The 20,014-nt window shown below is 68.5% G+C and carries 21 protein-coding genes; 15 read left to right on the top strand and 6 right to left on the bottom strand.

Going from position 1 to position 20,014, the window contains the following annotated elements; translation table 11 throughout:
- Nucleotides 1-62: 62 nt before the first annotated feature.
- Nucleotides 63-1,208: an ROK family transcriptional regulator gene (locus ACRDPN_RS08225; RefSeq protein ID WP_431446932.1), complete on the bottom strand. Its 1,146-nt coding sequence runs from the start codon at nucleotides 1,206-1,208 to the stop codon at nucleotides 63-65.
- A 172-nt stretch (nucleotides 1,209-1,380) separates the two neighbouring features.
- Here ACRDPN_RS08225 and ACRDPN_RS08220 point away from each other — a divergent pair, with 172 nt between their 5' ends.
- From ACRDPN_RS08220 to ACRDPN_RS08190, 7 genes are all read left to right on the top strand, one after another.
- Entirely contained in the window at nucleotides 1,381-2,436 is a 1,056-nt protein-coding gene (locus ACRDPN_RS08220) for a sugar ABC transporter substrate-binding protein (protein WP_431446931.1), read from the top strand.
- An 82-nt stretch (nucleotides 2,437-2,518) separates the two neighbouring features.
- Entirely contained in the window at nucleotides 2,519-3,352 is an 834-nt protein-coding gene (locus ACRDPN_RS08215) for an ATP-binding cassette domain-containing protein (RefSeq protein WP_431446930.1), read from the top strand.
- Nucleotides 3,349-4,578, top strand: a complete 1,230-nt coding sequence (locus tag ACRDPN_RS08210) for a sugar ABC transporter permease (RefSeq protein ID WP_431446929.1) — start codon at nucleotides 3,349-3,351, stop codon at nucleotides 4,576-4,578. Before ACRDPN_RS08215 ends, ACRDPN_RS08210 begins: the two co-directional genes overlap by 4 nt.
- Nucleotides 4,579-4,617: 39 nt before the next feature.
- Nucleotides 4,618-5,526: an ATP-binding cassette domain-containing protein gene (locus ACRDPN_RS08205; RefSeq protein ID WP_431446928.1), complete on the top strand. Its 909-nt coding sequence runs from the start codon at nucleotides 4,618-4,620 to the stop codon at nucleotides 5,524-5,526.
- The gene (locus ACRDPN_RS08200) at nucleotides 5,523-6,341 is read left to right on the top strand and encodes an ABC transporter permease (RefSeq protein WP_431446927.1); all 819 of its coding nucleotides are present in this window, start codon (nucleotides 5,523-5,525) and stop codon (nucleotides 6,339-6,341) included. Before ACRDPN_RS08205 ends, ACRDPN_RS08200 begins: the two co-directional genes overlap by 4 nt.
- 58 nt (nucleotides 6,342-6,399) lie before the next feature.
- A complete protein-coding gene (locus tag ACRDPN_RS08195; protein ID WP_431446925.1) occupies nucleotides 6,400-7,686 on the top strand; it encodes a GAF domain-containing protein in 1,287 nt (428 codons plus the stop codon).
- 90 nt (nucleotides 7,687-7,776) lie between these two features.
- Nucleotides 7,777-9,372, top strand: a complete 1,596-nt coding sequence (locus ACRDPN_RS08190) for an AMP-binding protein (RefSeq protein ID WP_431446924.1) — start codon at nucleotides 7,777-7,779, stop codon at nucleotides 9,370-9,372.
- A gap of 13 nt (nucleotides 9,373-9,385) precedes the next feature.
- Here ACRDPN_RS08190 and ACRDPN_RS08185 read toward each other — a convergent pair whose 3' ends face one another.
- Both ACRDPN_RS08185 and ACRDPN_RS08180 read right to left on the bottom strand, forming a co-directional pair.
- Nucleotides 9,386-9,784 (bottom strand): type II toxin-antitoxin system VapC family toxin, encoded by a 399-nt coding sequence (locus ACRDPN_RS08185; protein ID WP_431446923.1) that lies wholly within the window; start codon nucleotides 9,782-9,784, stop codon nucleotides 9,386-9,388.
- Nucleotides 9,781-10,017: a type II toxin-antitoxin system Phd/YefM family antitoxin gene (locus ACRDPN_RS08180; RefSeq protein ID WP_431446921.1), complete on the bottom strand. Its 237-nt coding sequence runs from the start codon at nucleotides 10,015-10,017 to the stop codon at nucleotides 9,781-9,783. Before ACRDPN_RS08180 ends, ACRDPN_RS08185 begins: the two co-directional genes overlap by 4 nt.
- 73 nt (nucleotides 10,018-10,090) lie before the next feature.
- Between ACRDPN_RS08180 and ACRDPN_RS08175 the strand changes: the two genes are divergently transcribed.
- The 3 genes from ACRDPN_RS08175 to ACRDPN_RS08165 are packed head-to-tail and all read left to right on the top strand — an operon-like array spanning nucleotide 10,091 to nucleotide 11,904.
- Complete coding sequence (locus tag ACRDPN_RS08175; RefSeq protein ID WP_431446920.1) at nucleotides 10,091-10,468, top strand: type II toxin-antitoxin system PemK/MazF family toxin; 378 nt, start codon at nucleotides 10,091-10,093, stop codon at nucleotides 10,466-10,468.
- Nucleotides 10,465-11,466: a YihY/virulence factor BrkB family protein gene (locus ACRDPN_RS08170; RefSeq protein ID WP_431446919.1), complete on the top strand. Its 1,002-nt coding sequence runs from the start codon at nucleotides 10,465-10,467 to the stop codon at nucleotides 11,464-11,466. The genes ACRDPN_RS08175 and ACRDPN_RS08170 overlap by 4 nt, the downstream gene beginning before the upstream one ends.
- Nucleotides 11,467-11,508: 42 nt before the next feature.
- Nucleotides 11,509-11,904: a cold-shock protein gene (locus tag ACRDPN_RS08165; protein ID WP_431446918.1), complete on the top strand. Its 396-nt coding sequence runs from the start codon at nucleotides 11,509-11,511 to the stop codon at nucleotides 11,902-11,904.
- A 1-nt stretch (nucleotide 11,905) separates the two neighbouring features.
- On the opposite strand, the gene ACRDPN_RS08160 is transcribed toward ACRDPN_RS08165, so the two are convergent.
- On the bottom strand, nucleotides 11,906-12,886 hold the full coding sequence (locus ACRDPN_RS08160; RefSeq protein WP_431446917.1) for an NAD(P)H-dependent flavin oxidoreductase: 981 nt from the start codon (nucleotides 12,884-12,886) through the stop codon (nucleotides 11,906-11,908).
- Nucleotides 12,887-12,955: 69 nt separating this feature from the next.
- Here ACRDPN_RS08160 and ACRDPN_RS08155 point away from each other — a divergent pair, with 69 nt between their 5' ends.
- On the top strand, nucleotides 12,956-13,774 hold the full coding sequence (locus tag ACRDPN_RS08155) for a dioxygenase family protein (protein ID WP_431446916.1): 819 nt from the start codon (nucleotides 12,956-12,958) through the stop codon (nucleotides 13,772-13,774).
- A 13-nt stretch (nucleotides 13,775-13,787) separates the two neighbouring features.
- On the opposite strand, the gene ACRDPN_RS08150 is transcribed toward ACRDPN_RS08155, so the two are convergent.
- Nucleotides 13,788-15,194 carry an MFS transporter gene (locus tag ACRDPN_RS08150; RefSeq protein ID WP_431446915.1) on the bottom strand — a complete coding sequence of 469 codons (1,407 nt, stop codon included), beginning with the start codon at nucleotides 15,192-15,194 and terminating at the stop codon, nucleotides 13,788-13,790.
- 60 nt (nucleotides 15,195-15,254) lie between these two features.
- Between ACRDPN_RS08150 and ACRDPN_RS08145 the strand changes: the two genes are divergently transcribed.
- Nucleotides 15,255-15,998 carry a DUF3027 domain-containing protein gene (locus ACRDPN_RS08145; RefSeq protein WP_431446914.1) on the top strand — a complete coding sequence of 248 codons (744 nt, stop codon included), beginning with the start codon at nucleotides 15,255-15,257 and terminating at the stop codon, nucleotides 15,996-15,998.
- Between the two features lie 3 nt (nucleotides 15,999-16,001).
- Here ACRDPN_RS08145 and ACRDPN_RS08140 read toward each other — a convergent pair whose 3' ends face one another.
- A complete protein-coding gene (locus tag ACRDPN_RS08140; RefSeq protein WP_431446913.1) occupies nucleotides 16,002-16,430 on the bottom strand; it encodes a DUF2530 domain-containing protein in 429 nt (142 codons plus the stop codon).
- Nucleotides 16,431-16,488: 58 nt separating this feature from the next.
- Between ACRDPN_RS08140 and ACRDPN_RS08135 the strand changes: the two genes are divergently transcribed.
- From ACRDPN_RS08135 to ACRDPN_RS08125, 3 genes are read left to right on the top strand one after another with little or no spacing between them, the layout of a single operon-like run.
- Nucleotides 16,489-17,496 carry a hypothetical protein gene (locus ACRDPN_RS08135; protein WP_431446912.1) on the top strand — a complete coding sequence of 336 codons (1,008 nt, stop codon included), beginning with the start codon at nucleotides 16,489-16,491 and terminating at the stop codon, nucleotides 17,494-17,496.
- Nucleotides 17,497-17,522: 26 nt separating this feature from the next.
- Nucleotides 17,523-18,515: a hypothetical protein gene (locus ACRDPN_RS08130; RefSeq protein ID WP_431446911.1), complete on the top strand. Its 993-nt coding sequence runs from the start codon at nucleotides 17,523-17,525 to the stop codon at nucleotides 18,513-18,515.
- 22 nt (nucleotides 18,516-18,537) lie between these two features.
- Nucleotides 18,538-19,998, top strand: a complete 1,461-nt coding sequence (locus ACRDPN_RS08125) for an NCS2 family permease (RefSeq protein WP_431446910.1) — start codon at nucleotides 18,538-18,540, stop codon at nucleotides 19,996-19,998.
- The last annotated feature ends 16 nt before the right edge of the window (nucleotides 19,999-20,014 follow it).

Below are 20,014 nucleotides of genomic sequence, written 5' to 3'. Positions count from 1 at the left end.
TTCGAGACGGCGTGTCGCACCAAACTGCGCCACTCGTGGTACAGGTTGCGCCACTCGGCGAGTCAGGACGGGAGCTCGACGGCGTCGAGGGCGAGGAGGATGGTGCCGACGGCGGAGGACTGGTCGCCGAGGGCGGCGCGGGTCACGCGGATCTCGCGCTCCACGGGCTCGAGCGCGTATCGACGCAGCCCGTCGCCGACTCCGTCGAGCAGCAGGTCGCCCGCGGTGGCGAGGTCACCGCCCACGACGATGATCTCTGGCCCGATGAGGTTGGCCACGATGGCGACGGCACGGCCGAGATAGCGACCGGCATCCTCGATCAGCCGGCGGGCGCCGACGTCCTCGGCCCGCGCGAGCTCCACGAGGCCGACCATGGTGATGTCGGGCTGAAGTGACTCGAGCTGCTTGACGAGTGACGAGCCACCGACGTAAGCCTCGAGGCAGCCCCGGCTTCCGCATCGGCAGAGCGGACCGTTCTCGTCCATCGTCATGTGGCCGATCTCGCCCGCCGTGCCGAACCCGCCCCTGTAGACGCGCCCGTCGAGCACGATGCCCGCGCCGACGCCGGAGGCGATCTTGATGTACACCATCGACGACACGCCCACGCCGGCTCCGACCCGGGACTCGGCCAGCGCGCCGAGGTTGGCGTCGTTGTCGGCGATCGTCGGGACGCCGAAGGCCTTCGTCGCGGCCTCGGCGGCCTGGACGCCGACCCAGCCGGGAAGGATCGAGCCGGAGTCGATGACCCCGCCGCGGCCGATCGGTGCCGGCAGGCCGACGCCGACCGCCCGGATGGGGCCGTGCGTCGACGGTTGCTTAGCCAGCAGACCGTCGAGCAACGTGCGGGCCAGGTCGAGGCCGTCCTCGTGCGCGTGGTCGTTGTCGAGCGGGCGGAGCTTCGTGGCGATGACCTGCCCGGCGAGGTCGCCGAGCGAGACCTGGACGTGGGAGTGGCCGAAGTCGACGCCGGCGACCAGCCCGGCGCTCCGGGCGATGCGCACGGTGGCACCACGACGACCGGCACCGGCGGTCTGCTCGAGAAAGCCCGCGGTCGACAGGACGCGGACGATGTTGGAGACCGTGGCCGGGGCCAGCTCGGTCAGCCGCGAGATCTCCGCCTGGCTGAGCTCGTTCCCGGCCCGGATCGCCTCGACGACGCGGTGCTGGTTCGCCGTGCGCAACGACGCGGTCGAACCCGGGGCAGACATGGGGACACTGTGACCGATGCGTGCTGAATGGTCAAGACATGGCGACAAAATGCAGGCAGGCACCGCTTTTGAGAAGATTTGCGTTCAAGTCTTGACGGCAATCCTGTGACCGGCAACACTGAGCAAAACGTCGGCGCACGCGGGTGCGTCCGGAAAGCTCCTGGAGGATTTGATGAACAACATCGCTCGTGCGGCCGTCCTGACGGTCGCCGCTGTCCTGTCGTTGGGGGCCCTGGCCGCCTGCGGCGCCAACGAAGGTGGTGGCGGCGGCGACGAGAGCAAGACCATCGCGCTGCTGCTGCCGGAGTCCAAGACGACTCGCTACGAGGCCTTCGACCGACCGCTGTTCGAGAAGAAGGTTGAGGAGCTGTGCTCGGACTGCACGGTCAACTACCTCAACGCCGACCAGGACGCCTCGAAGCAGCAGCAGCAGGCCCAGTCGGCCATCACCGACGGCGCCGCGGTGCTGGTGCTCGACCCGGTCGACGGCAAGGCCGCCGCCGGCGCGGTCAAGTCCGCGCAGCAGTCGGACGTCCCGGTCGTCGCCTATGACCGCTTCGTCGAGGGCGCCGACTACTACCTCTCCTTCGACAACGAGGTCGTCGGGCAGAAGCAGGCCGAGGCACTCGTGGAGGCCACCGGCGACAAGGGCGACATCCTGATGCTCAACGGAGCCCCGACCGACCCGAACGCCGCGCAGTTCAAGGAGGGTGCGCACAGCGTCCTCGACGAGAGCGGTCTGAAGATCGCCGCCGAGTACGACAACCCGGACTGGAGCCCTGACAACGCCCAGAAGTTCACGAGCAGCCAGCTCAACAACATCGATCCCCAGGACCTCGCCGGCGTCTACGCCGCCAACGACGGTCAGGCCGGTGGCGTCATCGCGGCGCTGCGATCGGCGGGCGTCAAGGAGATGCCGCCGGTCACCGGTCAGGATGCCGAGCTCGCTGCCATCCAGCGCATCGTCGCCGGAGAGCAGCACATGACGATCTACAAGCCGATCAAGATCGAGGCCGACAAGGCCGCGGAGACGGCCGTGAAGCTCGTCAACGGTGACGAAGTCACGGGCACGACCGACTTCCAGGGCGTCAAGTCCTTCATCTTCGACCCGGTGGTCGTCACGCAGGACAACGTCAACGACACGGTGGTCGCCGACGGCTTCTACAAGGTCGAGGACATCTGCACCGCCGACTTTGAGGACGCCTGCGCGGACGCCGGTCTCAGCTGATCCGATCAGGAGCGGGGCCGGGAACTTCTCCCGGTCCCGTTTCCTGCCCCATCCAGGTCGAGAAAGGGTCCATGATCGGATCATGACGACAGCCACGGAGACAGCCCCGGTGCTCTCGATGATCGGCATAGGGAAGCGGTTCGGCGCGGTGCAGGCGCTCAAGGACGTCGCGATCGACGTTCATCCCGGTGAGGTCGTCGCCCTGGTGGGCGACAACGGCGCCGGCAAGTCAACCCTCGTCAAGATCATGGCCGGTGTGTACGGCGCAGACGAGGGTCAGATGGTCTTCGACGGCAAGCCGGTCACCGTCAACGGCCCGAAGGAGGCCAAGGAGCTCGGTATCGCGACCGTGTTCCAGGACCTCGCCCTGTGCGACAACCTCGACGTCGTCGCCAACCTGTACCTCGGCCAGGAGCACACCAACGGTGGCACCCTGGACGAGGTCGAGATGGAGAAGCGGTCCTGGAAGCTGTTGCGCCAGCTGTCGGCGAAGATCCCGTCGGTGCGAATCGCGATCGCCTCGCTCTCCGGTGGGCAGCGTCAGACCGTCGCGATCGCCCGCAGCCTGGTCGGTGATCCGAAGGTCGTGATGCTAGACGAGCCGACGGCCGCGCTGGGGGTCGAGCAGACGGCAGAGGTGCTCAACCTCGTCGAACGCCTGCGCAGCCGGGGCCTCGGGGTGGTGCTCATCAGTCACAACATGGCCGACGTCCAGGCCGTCGCCGACCGCATCTACGTGCTCAGACTCGGACAGAACGGGGCCGAGTTCTCAATCGACGACGTCACCACCGAGCAGCTCGTCGCCGCCATCACCGGCGCGTCCGACAACGTGGTCACCCAACGCGCCGCGCGAGGCCAGGAGTCGGCCGCCGAGGACGAACCCGGGGAACCGGCGACGGAAGGCCCCCGGTCATGACCACTTCACTCGACCGCGCCGACGAGCGTCTCGTCGAGGACTCCTCGCCACGGGCCATGCTCGACAACTTCGTGCGACGCATGCGCTCGGGCGACCTGGGCATGACTCCGGTGATCGTCGGACTGGTGATCATCTGGGTGATCTTCTACACCCAGAACCCGCGGTTCCTGTCGTCGCGAAACCTGGTCGAGCTGAGCCTCGACTCCGCGACCATCGGCATGATCTCGGTCGGCGTCGTCCTGGTGCTGCTGCTGGGGGAGATCGACCTGTCGATCGGGTCGGTGAGCGGCGTCGCCGGGTCCATCCTCGCGGTGCTGCTCGTCTACCAGGACTGGCCGCTCCCGGCGGCGATCCTTGCCGCGGTTGCCTCCGGTCTGGCGATCGGCGTCTTGTATGGACTGCTGTTCACGCGGTTCGGGGTGCCGAGCTTCGTCATCACGCTGGCCGGCCTGCTGGCGTTCCTCGGCCTGCAGCTGCTGGTGCTCGGCAGCAGGGGCACCGTGAACCTGCCCGTGAACTCCTGGCTCGTCGACTTCGCGAACTTCAAGTTCCTGCACCCTGTCGTCTCGTACGTGCTCGCGGTCGTCGCCGGCGTCGCGTACTTCGCGTTCCGCGCGGCCACCATCCGACGACGCGCGGCAGCCAACCTGTCTGCTCCGACGGTGCGCAGCGTGGCCGTGAAGGCGGCGCTCATCACCGGCGCGATCGCCGCCGGTGCCTACTACCTGAACCTCGACCGTGGGATCGGGTGGATGCCGTTGCTGTGGGTCCTGACGATCGTGGTGATGGACCTGCTTTTGCGCCGCACCACCTGGGGACGTCACGTGTTCGCCGTCGGCGGGAACGAGGAAGCGTCACGGCGCGCGGGCATCGCGGTCAACCGCGTCTACCTCTCGATCTTCGCCCTGTGCTCGGGTTTCGCGGCCGTCGGTGGTGTGCTCGCCGCCGCCCGTCTGCAGTCGGTCGCCCAGTCCAGCGGCGGCACCGACACCAACCTGATGGCGATCGCCGCGGCGGTCATCGGCGGCACCAGCCTCTTTGGCGGACGCGGCTCGGCCTACGCGGCGCTGTTCGGCATGCTCGTCCTGCAGTCCATCACCAGCGGGCTGAACCTGATCGGCGTCGATGCCGAGATCCGCTTCATGGTCACCGGTGCCGTGCTCCTGCTGGCGGTCACCATCGACTCGCTGTCGCGTCAAGCCCGCAAGAGCAGCGGCCGAGGGTAGCTGCCCACTGCTTGTGGCCCACCTGTCAGGCTGGGACCCATGTCATTGATCGAAGCCCGCGGGCTCGGGAAGTCCTATGGGCCGAAGCGCGCCGTGGACGGGCTCGACTTCACCGTGCGACCGGGAAGCGTCACCGGATTCCTCGGCCCCAACGGGTCCGGCAAGTCCACGACGATGCGACTGATGCTCGGACTCGACCACGGCGAGGGTCGCACCCTGTTCGACGGGAAGCCGTTCAACGAGTTGGACCATCCGATGAAGCACGTGGGTGCGCTGCTGGAGGCCAAGCCGTTCCACCCCACCCGGAGGGCCGAGGACCACCTGAGGATGCTCGCCGCCGCCAACGGCATCTCGTCGATGCGGGTCGACGAGGTGATCTCGATGGTCGGGCTCGAGTCCGTCGCCCGCGGCCGGCCCAAGAAGTTCAGCCTGGGCATGGGTCAGCGACTCGGCATCGCCGCGGCCCTCCTCGGCGACCCGCACACGCTCCTGCTCGACGAGCCGAGCAACGGCCTCGACCCGCAGGGCATCACCTGGCTGCGCACCTTGCTCAAGCACCTGGCCGGTGAGGGCAGGTCCGTGTTCGTCTCCAGCCACCTCCTGCAGGAGATGGCCGTGCTGGCCGATGAACTCGTGGTCATCGGCCGGGGACGCCTCGTCGCCAACGGCCCCGTGGCTGAGTTCGTGTCCGCGAGCGGCCTCGGCACGGTCGAGCTGAGCTCGCCCGACCTGGCCACGCTGGTCCCGGCCCTCGAGGACCGCGGCGCCACCGTCACCGGATCGGGGAGCACCGTCACCGTCACCGGGCTGGACGCCGTTGCGATCGGCGATGCGGCCCACGAGCTCGGAGCGCGGCTGCACCAGCTCGCCACCCGACAGGCCACGCTCGAGGAGGCCTTCCTCAGCGCCACCGGCGACGAAGAGGAGTTCCGGGGGATGACCCAGTGATCGACGCCCTGCGGTACGAGATTGTACGTTTGCGCACCATCCGCTCGACCTACTGGCTGATCGGGATCGCCCTGGTGTTCCAGCTGCTGGTCTCCATGCTGATCGCCGGGTTGTACCCGGAGTCGGGCCCGCTCTCTGGTGGTGACGATGCGTTCGCGATCCTCGCCACCATCGGCGCCTCCCTGGGTGCCGCGCCGCTGTTCATCGCCTACGTCATGGGTCTGCTGGGGGTCTTCTCCATGGGCCACGAGTACCGCCACGGCATGATCCGCGCGACGCTCACCGCGCTCCGGAGCCGGGTTGCGGTGCTGGCCGCGAAGGTCGTCACGATCGCGGTGATCGCGGCCGTCGTGGCCTTCGTCTGCAGCCTGCTCGCGCTGCTCAGCGGCGCCATGTTCGGCGTCGGCCCACCCTCGTTCGCCGGCTGGCGCGACCTCACCGTGGGCATCGTCCTGTTCACCACCTTGTTCGCCCTCTCGGGACTGGCGATCGCCACGCTCACCCGCAACCAGACGGTGGCCGTCGCTCTGGTTCTGCTGATCCCCACCGTCATGGAGTCGATCCTCAAGACCATCGTGCTGGCCATCAAGGTGTCATCTGATGATCCGACGTCGAAGGGCGGCATCGCGACCCTCGTGAAGTTCCTGCCCTACGACGCCGGTGGCCAGATGTACACGCGAATCTCGGTCGGCCGCATGCTCGAGATCTTCGGGATCATCCCGTTCGGCCCGGTGGGCGGCGGGCTGGTGTTGGCGGTCTTCGTCGCGCTCCTCCTCGCCCTCAGCACCTGGTTGCTCCTGCGTCGCGATGCCTAGAACGGGCCCACCCGACTGAGGTCTGTGACCGCCATCACGGTGACGTAGACTCCCGCGCATGGGTCGAACCCCCGACGCGGCGATCCCTCCGGGCGCCGACCCGGCGCTGTTGACACGACATCTCTACCGAGCTCACGACGAGTTCGTCACGTCCGGCCGCGCAGACCCGACGCTTCGTCCGCTCGTGCTCGACTCATGGCTGCGCAGCCTCGACGGCGGCATGGATCCGGAGCACTCGCTCGCCGCGCTCCGTCTCGACGAGGACGCCCTGGCCGAGATCCGCGCCGCGCACCCGTTGGCCACCGGCATGCCCGTCATCCGCCGCCTCCTCATCGACAGTGCAGGTGAGGCTGGTCTGGTCGTCGCCGTGAGCGACGCGGCCGGTCAGCTGCTCTGGGTGGAGGGCTCGCACTCGCTGCGCACACGCGCCGAGGGCATGCACTTCATGCCGGGCGCCGACTGGACCGAAGCCAGCGCCGGCACCAACGCGCCGGGCACCGCGCTCGCGCTCGATCGTCCGGTGCAGATCTTCGGACCTGAGCACCTGGCCCGTCCGGTCACGCCGTGGAGCTGCTCGGCCGCTCCCATCCACGACCCCGACACCGGCGCCGTCCTCGGCGTGCTGGATCTCACCGGCGGCCCTGAGGTCGCCACCATGCAAAGCCTCAACCTCGTGCGTGCCACCGTCGCTGCAGTCGAGGCCGAGCTGCGGATCGAACGGCTCAAGCTGCGGACGCCGTCGACGTTCAGCACGGGGGAGTGGACGATGCCGAGCCTCGACGTGCTCGGCGGCCACGGTGCCGTGCTCCACTGTGGCGCGACGACGTCGAGGCTCAGCTTGCGGCACAGCGAGCTGCTGCTGCTGATCGCGCTGGCTCCTGACGGACTCACGTCGGCCGAGCTTGCGATCGGTCTCAGCGAGGATGAGCACGCTCAGGTCACGATCCGTGCCGAGGTCTCCCGGCTGCGCAGTGTCATCGGTCCGCTGGAGCTGGCCTCCCGCCCGTACCGGCTTCGCAACGCCGTGAAGACGGACGTCGCGCTGGTGCGCGACCACCTCGCGGCCGGGCACCTCCGCCGTGCCGTCGCCACCTACCGCGGCCCGGTGCTCCCGGCATCCGTCGCGCCCGCGGTCGAGCAGCTGCGCGACAGCCTGCACATGCACGTGCGCTCGGCCCTCCTCGCCGGCGACGACGCCGACGCGCTTCTGTCGTTCGCCGACACCGGCCACGGGCGCGACGACTTCGAGGTCTGGGAACGCGCGCTTCATGTTCTGCCGGTCTCGTCGCCGCGCTACGCGCAGGTGGCGGCCCATGTCGAGAGGCTCGACGCCGAGCAGACCTGACCGCCGGTCATCCGGCCTCTCCCACTGGCGCTGCCGACCCTGTCACTCGCTGTTACAGTGCCGGTGTCCCGACCCCGGTAAGGAGCAGTGATGAGTGATCTTGCGTACCGCCTGAAGGTGTTCCGCCAGATCGGGCTCGTGAAGCTGCAGCTGCCGCACAAGCTGGCGCTCGCCGGGTACGCACTGAAGAAGTGGGGGCCGGGCTTTCCGGCGGCGGTCTCGGCGGCCGCCACACGTTCCCCTCATCAGACGGCCATCATCGACGACCTCGGCGAGATCACCTGGTCCGAGATGCGGGATCAGGTCAACCAGCTCGCCCGCGGGCTCCAGGAGCGTGGCGTCGAGCCGGGCGACTCGGTGGCCCTTCTGGCTCGCAACCACCGCTACATCGTGATGTCGATGATCGCGATCATGCAGGTCGGCGGCCGGGTGCTGCTGCTGAACACGATGGCTAGCGGCTCACAGCTGCAGGAGCTGGCGACGCGCGAGGGCGCGAAGTTCATCATCCTCGACGAGGAGTTCCTGTCGGTCGCCGAGAAGGTCGACGACGACCAGCTGATTCTCGCCTGGACCGACGCAGGCGACCAGAGGATCACGACGATCTCGGACCTCATCGCCGGCCAGTCGCCGAAGTCGATGTCGAAGCCGGAGAAGCGTGGCTCGGTCGTCATCTTCACCTCGGGCACCACCGGGCTGCCGAAGGGGGCGAAGCGCGAGGAACCCGACGGTCTCGACCCGTTGGTCGCCTTCTTCGGCGCGATCCCGTACCGCAGCAACTCCACGGTGGTGCTGGCAGCGCCGCTGTTCCACTCCTGGGGACTCATCAACTTCGGCTTCGGTCTTTCGACGGTGCCGACGTATGTGATGCGCCGACGGTTCAGGGCCGAGCAGGTGCTCCAGGACATCGACGAGCACAAGGCGGAGGCCCTGGTCGTCGTGCCGCTGATGATGCAGCGTCTCGTCGACGCCGACCCGGATCTGGTCGAGAAGTTCGACGTGTCGAGCCTGCGCATCACCGCGGCCAGCGGTTCCGCCCTCGCCGGTGAGCTCGCCACCAACTACATGGACACGTTCACCGACTCTGTCTACAACTTCTACGGTGCCACCGAGACGGGCTGGGTCACGATCGCGTCGCCCGAGGACCTGCGAGCCGCGCCCGGCACGGCCGGGCGTCCGCCGTGGCACACGACTGTGCGCATCCTGAAGGACGGCAAGGAGGTCGAGGCGGGCGAGACCGGCACCATCTACGTCGCCAACGACATGCCGTTCGGCGGGTACACCGACGGCAACACCAAGGAGTTCGCCGACAACCTGATGAGCACCGGCGACCTTGGTCACTTCGACGAGGACGGCCGCCTGTTCGTGTCCGGCCGCGACGACGACATGGTCATCTCCGGTGGCGAGAACGTTTTCCCCCGTGAGCTCGAGGACGTCCTCATCGGTCATGACGACATCGCCGACGTGGTGGTCGTCGGCATCGACGACAAGGACTGGGGTCAGGCTCTCGCCGCGTACGTCGTGACGAAGGACGGAGCGTCCCTCGAGCATGACGACGTCGTCGACTACGCCAAGGAGCGCGTAGCCAGGTTCGCCGTGCCCCGCAAGACCAGGTTCCTCGACGAGCTGCCTCGCAACCCCACCGGCAAGGTCATGAAACGCGAGCTCCCCGAGTTCGACGAGGACTGAACTCGTCGAAGGGTCAGACGGCAATGATCTCCAAGCCGTCGATCCCCTCGAAGTCCTTCGCGTTGGCCGTGACCAGCGGGAGCCCATGCGTGAGCGCAGTGGCCGCGATCATCGCGTCGTACGTGCGGGCAGACGCCTTCCGGCCACGCGCGCGAAATGCTGCTGCGACTCGCCCGAATGTGCGGGCCGCGGCCGCATCGAAGGGTAAGGGATCGAACAGGGCCTCGATCACCTGGAGCCGAGTCTGACGTTCCGCGCGCTCGGAATCGGTGGCGGCCACCAATGGCCCCACGGAGAGCTCAGCCAGGCTGACGGCGCTGATGCGAAGATCCTGTGGGATCGACTCAGGATCGAGCGTCGCAAGCATGATGAGTGCCGACGTGTCGACCAAGGCGATCTGATGGTTGGTCACAACGATGGATCGAGAATCTCGTCGAGCTCTCGGCGCATGGCGTCGTAGTCGACGGGTGGCAGATGCCTCATGCGTTCGATGAGCTCCGCGGTGCTCAACCCCGGGCGCGGCAACCGCGTGAGCTGCGCGACCGGCTTTCCGGAACGTTCCACGATGATGACCTCCCCGGCGGCGACTCGGTCGAGCACCTCGCCGCCATGGTTGCGCAGCTCGCGCACGTTCACGGTGCCCATGGTCACAAGGTATCACGCGTGAGACACGGTCGCGCTCCCTCAGCGACTGCAGGCGCTGTGGCAGGCTGACGGCGTGGAGATCACGTATGACCCGCATCCGGACGGGCAGCCCGACCCGGGTGAGGTCGTCTGGACGTGGGTGCCCTACGAGGACGATCCGAGCCAGGGCAAGGACCGGCCGGTTCTGCTCATCGGGCGTGCGGACGGTCGTTTGTTCGCCCTGATGATGACGTCGCAGGACCATGACGTCGACTCCAAGCAGGAAGCTCAGGAGGGTCGCTACTGGTTCGACATCGGCGCGGGCCCGTGGGACGACCGGGGACTTCCCAGCGAGGTGCGTCTGGACCGTTTCATCCCCATCGACCCGGAGGCGGTCCGCCGCGAAGGAGCAGTGCTCGACCGCGCGCGGTTCGAGGCCGTCGCCGTGGCCATCGAGCCGTATCTTCCATGACTACCCAGCCCATGAACGCCGTCCACAAGGCCGACCGGTTCCAGCGACGCAAACCGGTCGTGGGCTTCCCGATCGCCGTCATCTACAAGTACTTCGATGACCAGGGCGCGTTTCTCGCCGCGATCATCTCCTTCTACGCCTTCATCGCGATCTTCCCCCTGCTGCTCATCTCGACCTCGATTCTCGGCTTCTTCCTGCAGGGCGACCCGGAGCTTCGCGACCGGCTTCTCGACACTGCGCTGGGTCAGTTCCCCATCGTGGGTGATCAGCTCGGGCGGCCGGAAGGGCTGCAGGGCAGCGCGTCGGCCATCATCGTGGGCGCGCTCGCCGCGATCTACGGGTCGCTCAACCTCGGGCAGGCCGCCCAGAACGCCGCACACGTCACGTGGGCAGTGCCGCGGAACAGCCGGACGAATGCGGTGATGCAGCGCCTGCGCAGCCTGGCGCTGCTCGCCTTCGCCGGGCTTGGCATCCTCGCGACGGCGGTCGTCTCCTCGGTGCTGGCCAACCCGGACGCGATCGGCGTCGACGCGGGAGATCTCGGCTGGGCGATCCGCATCGTCGGCTTCGTGTTCACCTCGCTGATCTTCATCGGGCTGTTCCGACTGGTCAGCGGCGGACGAGCGTCGACCCGATCGGTCCTGCCGGGCGCGCTGGTGGTCTCGGTGCTGTGGCAGCTGCTGCAGCTCGTCGGCAACGCATTCGTCACGAGGGTCATCGCGCCGGCGAGCGAGATGAACAAGACGTTCGCACTCGTGCTCGGGCTGGTGGCGTTCCTCTATGTTGCGGCTCTGATGGTCGTCCTCGGCTTCGAGATCAACGTGGTGCTTCGCCGCCGCCTCTACCCCCGCGCTCTGCTCACGCCGTTCACCGACAACGTCTCGCCGACCGAAGCCGACATCAAGGCCTACACCGGATACGCGAAGTCACAGCGTCACAAGGGGTTCCAGTCGATCGAGTCGACCTTCGAGAAGCGACCGAAATCACCGCCCCGCTAGGGTGGGGAGCCGCAAGCGCCAACGAGTACGTGAGGAAACGCCATGCCCACGGGCAAAGTGAAGTGGTACGACGCCGACAAGGGATTCGGGTTCCTGACCCAGGACGACGGCGGCGACGTCTATGTGCGCGCCGACGCTCTTCCCGAGGGCGTCACGAGCCTCAAGTCCGGAGCACGGGTGGAGTTCGGCATCGCGCAGGGACGCCGCGGCGATCAGGTCCTGCAGGTGCGCATTCTCGAGCCGGTCGGGTCGGTCTCGCGTTCCCAGGCACAAGCGCGTCGCAAGCCACCCGAGGACATGGTCACCATCGTCGAGGACCTCATCCGTCTCCTCGACAGCATCGGCGAGGGGTACCGGCACGGACGTCACCCCGACCACAAGGCCGCCAAGCCGGTCGCGCAGCTGCTCCGCGCCCTGGCCACCGAGCTGGACGGCTGACTCAGCCCGCGAGCAGCGCCACGGCCCGTGCAGCGGGCACGATCGCGTCGATGCGCAAGGCGGTCTCGCCCGCGTAAAGCGCGCTCGAGTCCACCAGGCGGTCAGGCATGCCGGCCAGTGGTGTGGCGGGCCCGAACAACGGGACGCGGGGATCCTGGGTCTTGACGGTCCGGCCTGTGATGGACATGGGAAGACGGGCGAGGGGACTCGAGAGTCGCTCCAGGGCGATGACGGCTCGGGGTCCACGGTCGTCGCGTCGGCACCAGCGCTCGGTCGCCGCGTTGGGCACCACGCGGTGCGGCATCGGCCAGCCCAGACCGAACAGCATGGTCCGCAATGTCCGGTCCGCCGCGAGCACGCGCTGCTGGTATCCGGGATGGGCGTCGCACTCCTCGGTGAGCAGGAAACGGGTGCCGGCGACCACGCCGTCGGCGCCTGCATCGAGGGCACGCCTCGTGTCGTCTCGGTCGGCGATGCCGCCGGCTACGAGCACCGGCGTGTAGGCGGCGACTGCCAACACCTGTGAGAGCGTCCGGAGGGCAGGCTCGACGCCGACGAGGTGACCCCCGGCCTCCACGCCCTGCGCGATCAAGCCGTCGACTCCGGCGTCGAGCGCCTGGAGGGCTTCCTGCTGCGTCCCCACCGTCTGGAGCACGATCACGCCGGCTCCTCGGAGCTGTGTGATGGCCGCTCGGCTGAGGCCCGCGTGGAACACGACGGCGGCGACTCTGGCCTCGACGCACGCCTCCACGTGGGCCCGCCTCATGAACGGAACGAGGAGGTTCGCCGAGAACGGCTTGCCCGGCGCGAGATCGCGGACGCGCTCCAGCTCGGTGCGGAACTGCGCCGGGGGCAGGATTCCCACCGTTCCCAGCCCGCCCGCTGCGGAGACCGCGCCGGCGAGCCGGGCGCCGGCGATGCCCCCTCCCATTCCGGCCTGAACGACGGGATGCTCGAGCCCGAGCCGTTCAGCGAGGCGCATGGAGCGGACGATACTCGTCATGAACGTCGGGTAGGATGGTTGAATGATCTACTAGTTAGGTGTTGGCCCATGACGGACTACTCGCTCGCCGACCTCGAAGGACGGCTGACGCCCAGTGAGCGCATGCCCGTGCTCTTCGTCGGGCACGGCAACCCGATGAACGCGATCTCCGACAACGAGTTCACCCGAACGTGGGCGCAGGTCGGTCACGAGCTGCCGGAGCCGCAGGCGATCGTGGTCGTCAGCGCCCACTGGCTCACGCCGGGCTCGACGCGCATCACCGACGCCCCGCGCAACCGCGTGATCCACGACTTCGGCGGGTTCCCCGACGAGCTCTATCGCGTCGACTACCCGACGGTCGGCGACGCCGAGGTCGCGCGCATCCTGTCGCGCCAGCTCGAGGAGTACGAAGCGCAGCTGGACGCCCAGTGGGGCCTTGACCACGGCACCTGGTCGGTGCTCAAGCACCTCGCGCCGGCGCCGGAGATGCCGGTGCTGCAAGTCAGCATCGACTATGCGATGCCGCTGCCCCAGCTGTACGAGCTGTACTCACGTCTCCGGTCGCTGCGCCACCGCGGCGTGCTCTTCATCGGCAGCGGCAACATCGTGCACGCGCTCGGGCGGGTCAAGTGGGGCGGCGGCGACCCGTGGGACTGGGCGGAGCAGTTCGACACCGACTCCGCCGACGCATTGCGCGAGCGTCGGACCGACCAGCTGCTCGACCCCTATGGCACGTGGGCGGAGGCGCGCATCGCCGTGCCGACCGACGACCACTACCGGCCGATGGTGGCGTCGCTGAGCTTGCTCGAGGACGACGAGGACATCCGTTTCTTCAACGAGGGCATCGACATCGGCGCAGTGGGCATGCGCTCGTTCATCACGGTCTGACTCAGCTCGCTGGTCATTGCGTGACGGGTCCGGGTGCCGGCGTCGGTCCCTTGATGGCCCGCGCCATGACGAACGAGGCCCAGCCGAGCAGGATGACCGCGGTGATCACCATGCCGAGCGGTGCCGACACGTCGAGCGTGAACAGGCCGATCCCCAGCAGGCCGCCGATCACCCACGACAGCTGCAGCAGCGTCTCCGACCGGGCGAACATGCTGGTGCGGACCTCTTCGCCGACGTCGCGCTGGATGAGGGCGTCGAGACTGAGCTTGCCCAGCGACTGGCACAGCCCGGCGGTGAGGCCGAGCACCACCGCGATCGGCCACTTGAACAACACGGCCGCCACGACGAGCACCGCGACGTCGAGCACCAGGACCGCCAGCACGACCCGCTCCGGGCGGTGCGACTTGGCCCAGTTGCCGATGACGACGCCCAGGATGTTGCCCAGGCCGGCCGCGCCGATGACGAGAGCCATCAGCACGGTGGCGTTGCCGCCCCAGCCCATCGAGTCGGGCGGCTCGCGCAGGACGAAGGCCATGAAGATGGTGAGGAACCCGGTGAGCAGGCGCAGGCCCGCGTTGCTGCGCAGGGCGTTGACGACGTCGCGGGAGACGGTGATGCCGTGCCGCCGGCCGGCGATGTCGACCTGTTCCTCGCCGGCGCTGGAGTCGACACGTGCGGGCAACAGGATCGCCAGGATCGTGCCGATGACGAACAGCACGGCCGCGTACCGCAGGGCCCACGGGGCACCGATGGCGGCCGCGCCGACGGCGAGCGGCGCGGAGATCGCCGCCGCCGCCGTGCCGGTGAGCGAGATGCGTGAGTTGGCCTTGACCAGCGTGAACTCCGCCGGGAGAAGGCGCGGCACGGCCGCCGCTCGGGTGACGCCGTACGCCTTGGACGACACCAGGACGCCCAGCGCGGCCAGGTAGAAGGTCGCCGACTCCTCGACCACCGCACTGGCGAGCACCCAGCAGCAGAACGCGCGCACCGCGAGCGTGGTGCCGATTGCCCACCGGCGTCCCCGCCGGAACCGGTCGAGGAACGGCCCGATGAGTGGCGCGACGATGGCGAACGGCAACATCGTCAGCACGAGGAACAGCGCGACCTGGCTGCTTGCCTGCTCCGTGGGGACGGTGAAGAAGAGCGTGCCGGCGAGCGAGACGGCCACGGCAGCGTCGCCGGCGGTGTTGAACACGTGCAGCTCGAGCAGACGCGCGAGACCGCTCTCGCCGGCACCACCAGAGTGGGTGAATCGTCGGGCCCCGAGGAATGCCGAGCTGCTTCCGCGGGCGATCAGGCGACCGGCTCCTTCGGAGATGCGTCGGGCCCGATGGAGGCGGCTCCCGCGGGTATCGGACTCCGGGAACGGAGAAGGGGGAGGGTCCGGTCCGGGGGGTCCGGGTCGATCGTTCTCCTCCATGACGTCATCCTGCCTCACCCCGTGACTGGTGCAGGCCGGGACATGGGCGACAATCGAGGCATGACCACCGACGCTGTGCTGACCTCCGCCGTCGACGTCGCCCGCGGCGCCGCGAACGAGGCGGCCGACGACGGAACCGTCGGAGACCACTTGCGCTCCGTCGACGAGGGCGACGGACTGGTCGCGCACCACTTCGCGTGCACCCGGCCCGGCTACCGCGGCTGGTACTGGTCGGTCAGCGTCTCGCGTGCGCCCGACGACGAGAAGGTCACGGTCAACGACGTCGTGCTGCTGCCCGGCGACGAGGCCATCGTCGCTCCGCCGTGGACGCCCTACAAGGAGCGGCTCCGGCCCGGCGACCTCGGCCCCGGCGACGTCCTCCCGCCCGAGGAGGACGACGCGCGGCTGGCCCCGGCGTGGTCGGCCGGCGACGACCAGGACACCGTCGATCGCGCCTTCGCCCGCGAGGTCGGGCTCGGCCGCGAGTGGGTGCTCTCGTTGGAGGGGCGTGACCTCGCCGCCCAGCGCTGGCACGAGGGCGACCAGGGTCCTGACACCCCGCTCGCCGAGCAGGCCCCCGGCACCTGCGACTCCTGCGGGTTCCTCATCAGCCTCGCCGGCCCGCTCTCGGACACCTTCGGCCTCTGCGCCAACGGCATGGCCAACGACGACGGCAAGGTGGTGGCGTTCACCCATGGCTGCGGCGCCCACTCCGGCGCGAAGCTGAGTCGCTCAGCCGCGCCGCAGGAGCTGCCGTCGCACGTCTTCGACACCGTCAAGGTCGACGACGTCGACTCGCTCTGAGCCCTAGCCCTTCTTGCGACGCCCCGGCCGCATGTGCAGCGCGTTGCGGCGCCGGCGGCAGTACTCGATGCCGATGAGTCCGAGTCCCAGCCCGGCCACGGCCGTCCACACCCACCAGGTGCGGTCCAGCTTGTCGAGCGTGCCGAGGAACGGCAGCATCGCCACGGCGAGGACGCCCCAGGCGATGGTGCCGACGGTCATCGTGCGGACGCCGTCGACGTCCATCGGCTCCACCTCGGCGACGCGGTGGGTGGTGCTGCCGATCTCGAGCTCGGTGACCTCGGGACGACCGAGCTCGTGGCGACGGGCGGATCGTTCGCGCCGGGCGCTCTCGCGGTGACCGAGCTTCCGCTCGATGGTGTCCGGACCGTCGCCCTCGCGCACGGCCGAGTCGCCGCCGTCGGATCTGTCGTCCGCACCGCCCTTGGTCACGACGCCAGAGTACCCGTCGGGGTGGCTCCAAGCGGACCTGCTGGCATGCTGAGCCACGATGAACCCCCGCTTCCGAAGGTTGCTGATCCCGGGCCTCCTGGTGGCCCTGCTCGTCGTCGTCCTGGTGGCCGCGATCGCGGGCCGTGCGGACGGGACCACCAGCCCGGAACCGCCGGTCGACTCCACCGTCGTCTCGCGGATCGACGACTCGCGGATCGGGGAGTCGAGCGGATTGGCGGTCAGTACCAGGCACGACGACCTCGCCTACACGATCAACGACTCCGGCAACGCGGCGATCGTCTATGCCGTCCGCATCTCGACGGGCAAAGTGGTCGGAACGACGCGCGTGCAGGCCAACTGGCTGGACACCGAGGCCCTCGCTCTGCGCGACGGCATGCTATGGGTGGCCGACACCGGTGACAACGTCAACAGTCGTGCCGACGCGGCGCTCTATGCGCTCGACGAGCCCGGCCGCGGCGACGGCACTGCCGTACCACTGCGCTATCCGGTGTCGTACGACCGCGGTCCACAGAACGTCGAGGCCATCGCCGTGCACCCCGACACCGGCGAAACCCTGCTGCTGTCGAAGGGGCCGACCGGCGGGCTCGTCCATCGCCTGCCCGAGAAGCTGCGCGAGAGCGCGAAGAACGTGGCCACGGCGACGTCGTGGACCGCACCGGCCTTCACCACCGACGCTACGTATGCGTCCGACGGACGCCACGTGCTGGTGCGCAACTACCCGGTCGCCGAGGTGCGCGACGCCGAGACCTGGGAGCTGGTCCGGACGGATGTCCTACCGGACCAGCAGCAGGGTGAGACCATCGCGATCGAGCCGTCCGGACGCTCGTACCTGATCGGCAGCGAGGGTGGAAACTCGGCATTGATCCGCATCGCCTTCGACCCCGAAGCGGCCACCGCGACCCCCACGCCGGAGGCATCACCGTCACCCGCCACCTTGCCGTCGCCCGATGGCGTGCGGGTGTCGCCTTACATCATCGGCGGGTTGGTCGCGGTCGTCGCGATCGCCATCGTGCTGTTCTTCCGTTGCCGTTCTCGCCCGTCGTAGGGCACCATCCTGCGATGATGTTCGCCATGCGTCGCACTCTCAGACCGCTCCTGCTCGCCCTCTCGCTCGTCGCCCTGTGGGTCCCGGTCGCAGCCGTCGCTGAGGATTCGGAGGAGATCAGCGAGATCCGCGACTCGCGGATCGATGAGTCAAGCGGCCTGGTCATCAGCCCGAAGCACGAAGACCTCGCGTACACCATCAACGATGGCGACAACCCGATCGTGTACGCGATCGAGATCTCGACCGGCAACGTCGTCGGTACCACGCGCGTGCGCGGGGGAGCCGTCGAGGACACCGAGTCGATCACCATCGACTCCAACGGGAGGATGTGGGTCGCCGACCTCGGGGACAACGACAGGGAGCGCGATGACGCGGCGCTGTACAGATTTCCCGAGCCGGGCCCGGGCGACCACACGGTGAATGCGAAGCGGTACCCGGTGAGTTACGAAGGTGGCCCTGCCGACATCGAGTCATTCCTGGTGCACCCGAACACCGGCGAGAAGTTCCTCGCCAGCAGGGACGAGGAGGCGCCCGGAGCGCTGTACTCCCTGCCGAAGAATCTGACCAGGAACGGTGACAACCGGGCCACTGACCTGGGCAAGCCGGTCCCCGTTGACACCTCGGACGGCACGTTCACGGCCGATGGTTCGCAGGCGTTGATCCGCACGGGGGAAGCAGTGCACGTGTTCGACCCCGAGACCTGGTCGGAAGTCGAGCGACTGTCGGTTCCGGAGGTCGAGAACGGCGAGTCCATTGCGATGGAGCCCGACGGAGCATCGTTCATCATCGGCAGCGAGGGCGAGAACTCCCCGCTGATCAGGGTGCAGTTCGGCCCGGCCGCCGCCGAGGCCTCGTCGGCTCCGCCTGCCGAGGAGGAGAGCCAGGAGAGCGTCGCGAGTGACGAGGGCGAGAACAACGACGGGGTGAGCGTCCCGATCTACCTTGTCGTCGCAGTGGTTGCGGTCGGCATCCTGAGTCTCCTGGCCGTCTGGGCCGCAAGGCGTCGACAGAGCCCCTGACCGGTTCTGGCATGCTGCCCGCATGGCAGTCACCCTCGACTCGAACTTCATCGACTCGTACTTCAAGATCAGCGAACGTGAGACGTCAGTGGCGAGGGAGGTGCGAGGAGGAGTCGTCACGTTCCTGACGATGGCGTACATCATCGTCCTCAACCCGATCATCCTGTCCGGCGTCGCCGACGTGGACGGCAACTATCTGGGTGGCGGGTCCGAGCCCGGCTCCGGCTTCGAAACGATCGCCGTCGTCACCGCGCTGGTGGCCGGCGTGCTGACGATCCTGATGGGCGCAGTCGCGAACTTCCCGCTCGCGCTGGCCACCGGGCTGGGCCTCAACGCGTTCGTCGCCTACTCCGTGGCCAGTCAGATGACCTGGGCCGACGCGATGGGTCTCGTCGTGCTGGAGGGCCTCATCATCCTGGTTCTGGTGCTCACCGGCTTCCGCAAGCTCGTGTTCGACGCCGTGCCCCGCGAGCTCAAGATCGCGATCGCCGTGGGCATCGGTCTGTTCATCACCTTCATCGCCCTGGTCGACGCCGGGTTCGTGCGCACGTCCGGCATCGCGGCGCCGCCGGTCGGGCTCGGCATCGGTGGTCAGCTGTCCGGCTGGCCGGTGCTCGTGTTCTGCATCGGGCTGCTGCTGATGATCGCCCTGTACACGCGCGGCGTGCCCGGCGCGATCCTGATCGGCATCGCCGCGACGACCGTGCTCGCCGGCATCGTGCAGACGTTCACGAAGACCCCGGGCAGCCAGGGTGACCCCACGTCGAAAGGCTGGAACCTCAACGTCCCGTCGTGGCCGGACGACCTGGTGCAGATGCCGGACTTCTCGCTGCTAGGTGAATTCTCGCTCCTCGGCGGTCTCGACCGGGTCGGCTTCGTCACCGTCGCGCTGCTGGTCTTCTCGCTCATGCTTGCCGACTTCTTCGACACGATGGGCACGATGACGGCCATCGGCGCGGAGGCTGAGCTCAACGACGAGGACGGCGCTCCCGAGGGTGCGCAGCGGATCCTCATCGTCGACTCCGTGGCCGCGGCGGCCGGCGGTGCCGCGGGCATCTCGAGCAACACGTCCTACATCGAGTCGGCGTCCGGCGTCGGCGACGGCGCGCGCACCGGCCTGGCCAGCATCGTCACCGGAGTGCTGTTCCTGCTCTCGACGTTCTTCGCGCCGCTGGTGCAGCACATCCCCAACGAGGCCGCCGTCCCAGCACTCGTGCTCGTGGGCTTCCTGATGATGAGCCAGGTCACCGAGATCGGCTGGGACGACCCGGAGATCGCGATCCCCGCGTTCCTCACGATCGTGCTGATGCCGTTCACGTACTCCATCACCGTCGGGATCGGCGCCGGGATGGTGACCTACGTGCTGATCAAGTCGGTGCGCGGCAAGATGCGCGAGGTGCACCCGCTGCTCTGGGTCGTCGCGGCGCTATTCGTCGTGTACTTCGCGATCGAGCCGATCCGCAACCTGCTCGGCGTCGTCTGACCCCTCAGGCCTGATC

The organism is Aeromicrobium sp. (assembly GCF_050700635.1).
Lineage (GTDB): Bacteria > Actinomycetota > Actinomycetes > Propionibacteriales > Nocardioidaceae > Aeromicrobium.
Note: the sequence above shows the minus strand (reverse complement) of the source record. Positions and strands in the feature narration are given on the sequence as shown.

What these genes read in the sequence shown, in the direction of transcription:
- ACRDPN_RS08130 (WP_431446911.1), top strand. Translation starts at nt 17,523, where the DNA reads ATGCGTCGCACTCTCAGACCGCTCCTGCTCGCCCTCTCGCTCGTCGCC.
- ACRDPN_RS08160 (WP_431446917.1), bottom strand. Translation starts at nt 12,886, where the DNA reads ATGCGCCTCGCTGAACGGCTCGGGCTCGAGCATCCCGTCGTTCAGGCC.
- ACRDPN_RS08210 (WP_431446929.1), top strand. Translation starts at nt 3,349, where the DNA reads ATGACCACTTCACTCGACCGCGCCGACGAGCGTCTCGTCGAGGACTCC.
- ACRDPN_RS08205 (WP_431446928.1), top strand. Translation starts at nt 4,618, where the DNA reads ATGTCATTGATCGAAGCCCGCGGGCTCGGGAAGTCCTATGGGCCGAAG.
- ACRDPN_RS08190 (WP_431446924.1), top strand. Translation starts at nt 7,777, where the DNA reads ATGAGTGATCTTGCGTACCGCCTGAAGGTGTTCCGCCAGATCGGGCTC.
- ACRDPN_RS08170 (WP_431446919.1), top strand. Translation starts at nt 10,465, where the DNA reads ATGACTACCCAGCCCATGAACGCCGTCCACAAGGCCGACCGGTTCCAG.
- ACRDPN_RS08125 (WP_431446910.1), top strand. Translation starts at nt 18,538, where the DNA reads ATGGCAGTCACCCTCGACTCGAACTTCATCGACTCGTACTTCAAGATC.
- ACRDPN_RS08225 (WP_431446932.1), bottom strand. Translation starts at nt 1,208, where the DNA reads ATGTCTGCCCCGGGTTCGACCGCGTCGTTGCGCACGGCGAACCAGCAC.
- ACRDPN_RS08215 (WP_431446930.1), top strand. Translation starts at nt 2,519, where the DNA reads ATGACGACAGCCACGGAGACAGCCCCGGTGCTCTCGATGATCGGCATA.
- ACRDPN_RS08150 (WP_431446915.1), bottom strand. Translation starts at nt 15,194, where the DNA reads ATGGAGGAGAACGATCGACCCGGACCCCCCGGACCGGACCCTCCCCCT.
- ACRDPN_RS08220 (WP_431446931.1), top strand. Translation starts at nt 1,381, where the DNA reads ATGAACAACATCGCTCGTGCGGCCGTCCTGACGGTCGCCGCTGTCCTG.
- ACRDPN_RS08165 (WP_431446918.1), top strand. Translation starts at nt 11,509, where the DNA reads ATGCCCACGGGCAAAGTGAAGTGGTACGACGCCGACAAGGGATTCGGG.
- ACRDPN_RS08155 (WP_431446916.1), top strand. Translation starts at nt 12,956, where the DNA reads ATGACGGACTACTCGCTCGCCGACCTCGAAGGACGGCTGACGCCCAGT.
- ACRDPN_RS08135 (WP_431446912.1), top strand. Translation starts at nt 16,489, where the DNA reads ATGAACCCCCGCTTCCGAAGGTTGCTGATCCCGGGCCTCCTGGTGGCC.
- ACRDPN_RS08180 (WP_431446921.1), bottom strand. Translation starts at nt 10,017, where the DNA reads ATGGGCACCGTGAACGTGCGCGAGCTGCGCAACCATGGCGGCGAGGTG.
- ACRDPN_RS08195 (WP_431446925.1), top strand. Translation starts at nt 6,400, where the DNA reads ATGGGTCGAACCCCCGACGCGGCGATCCCTCCGGGCGCCGACCCGGCG.
- ACRDPN_RS08145 (WP_431446914.1), top strand. Translation starts at nt 15,255, where the DNA reads ATGACCACCGACGCTGTGCTGACCTCCGCCGTCGACGTCGCCCGCGGC.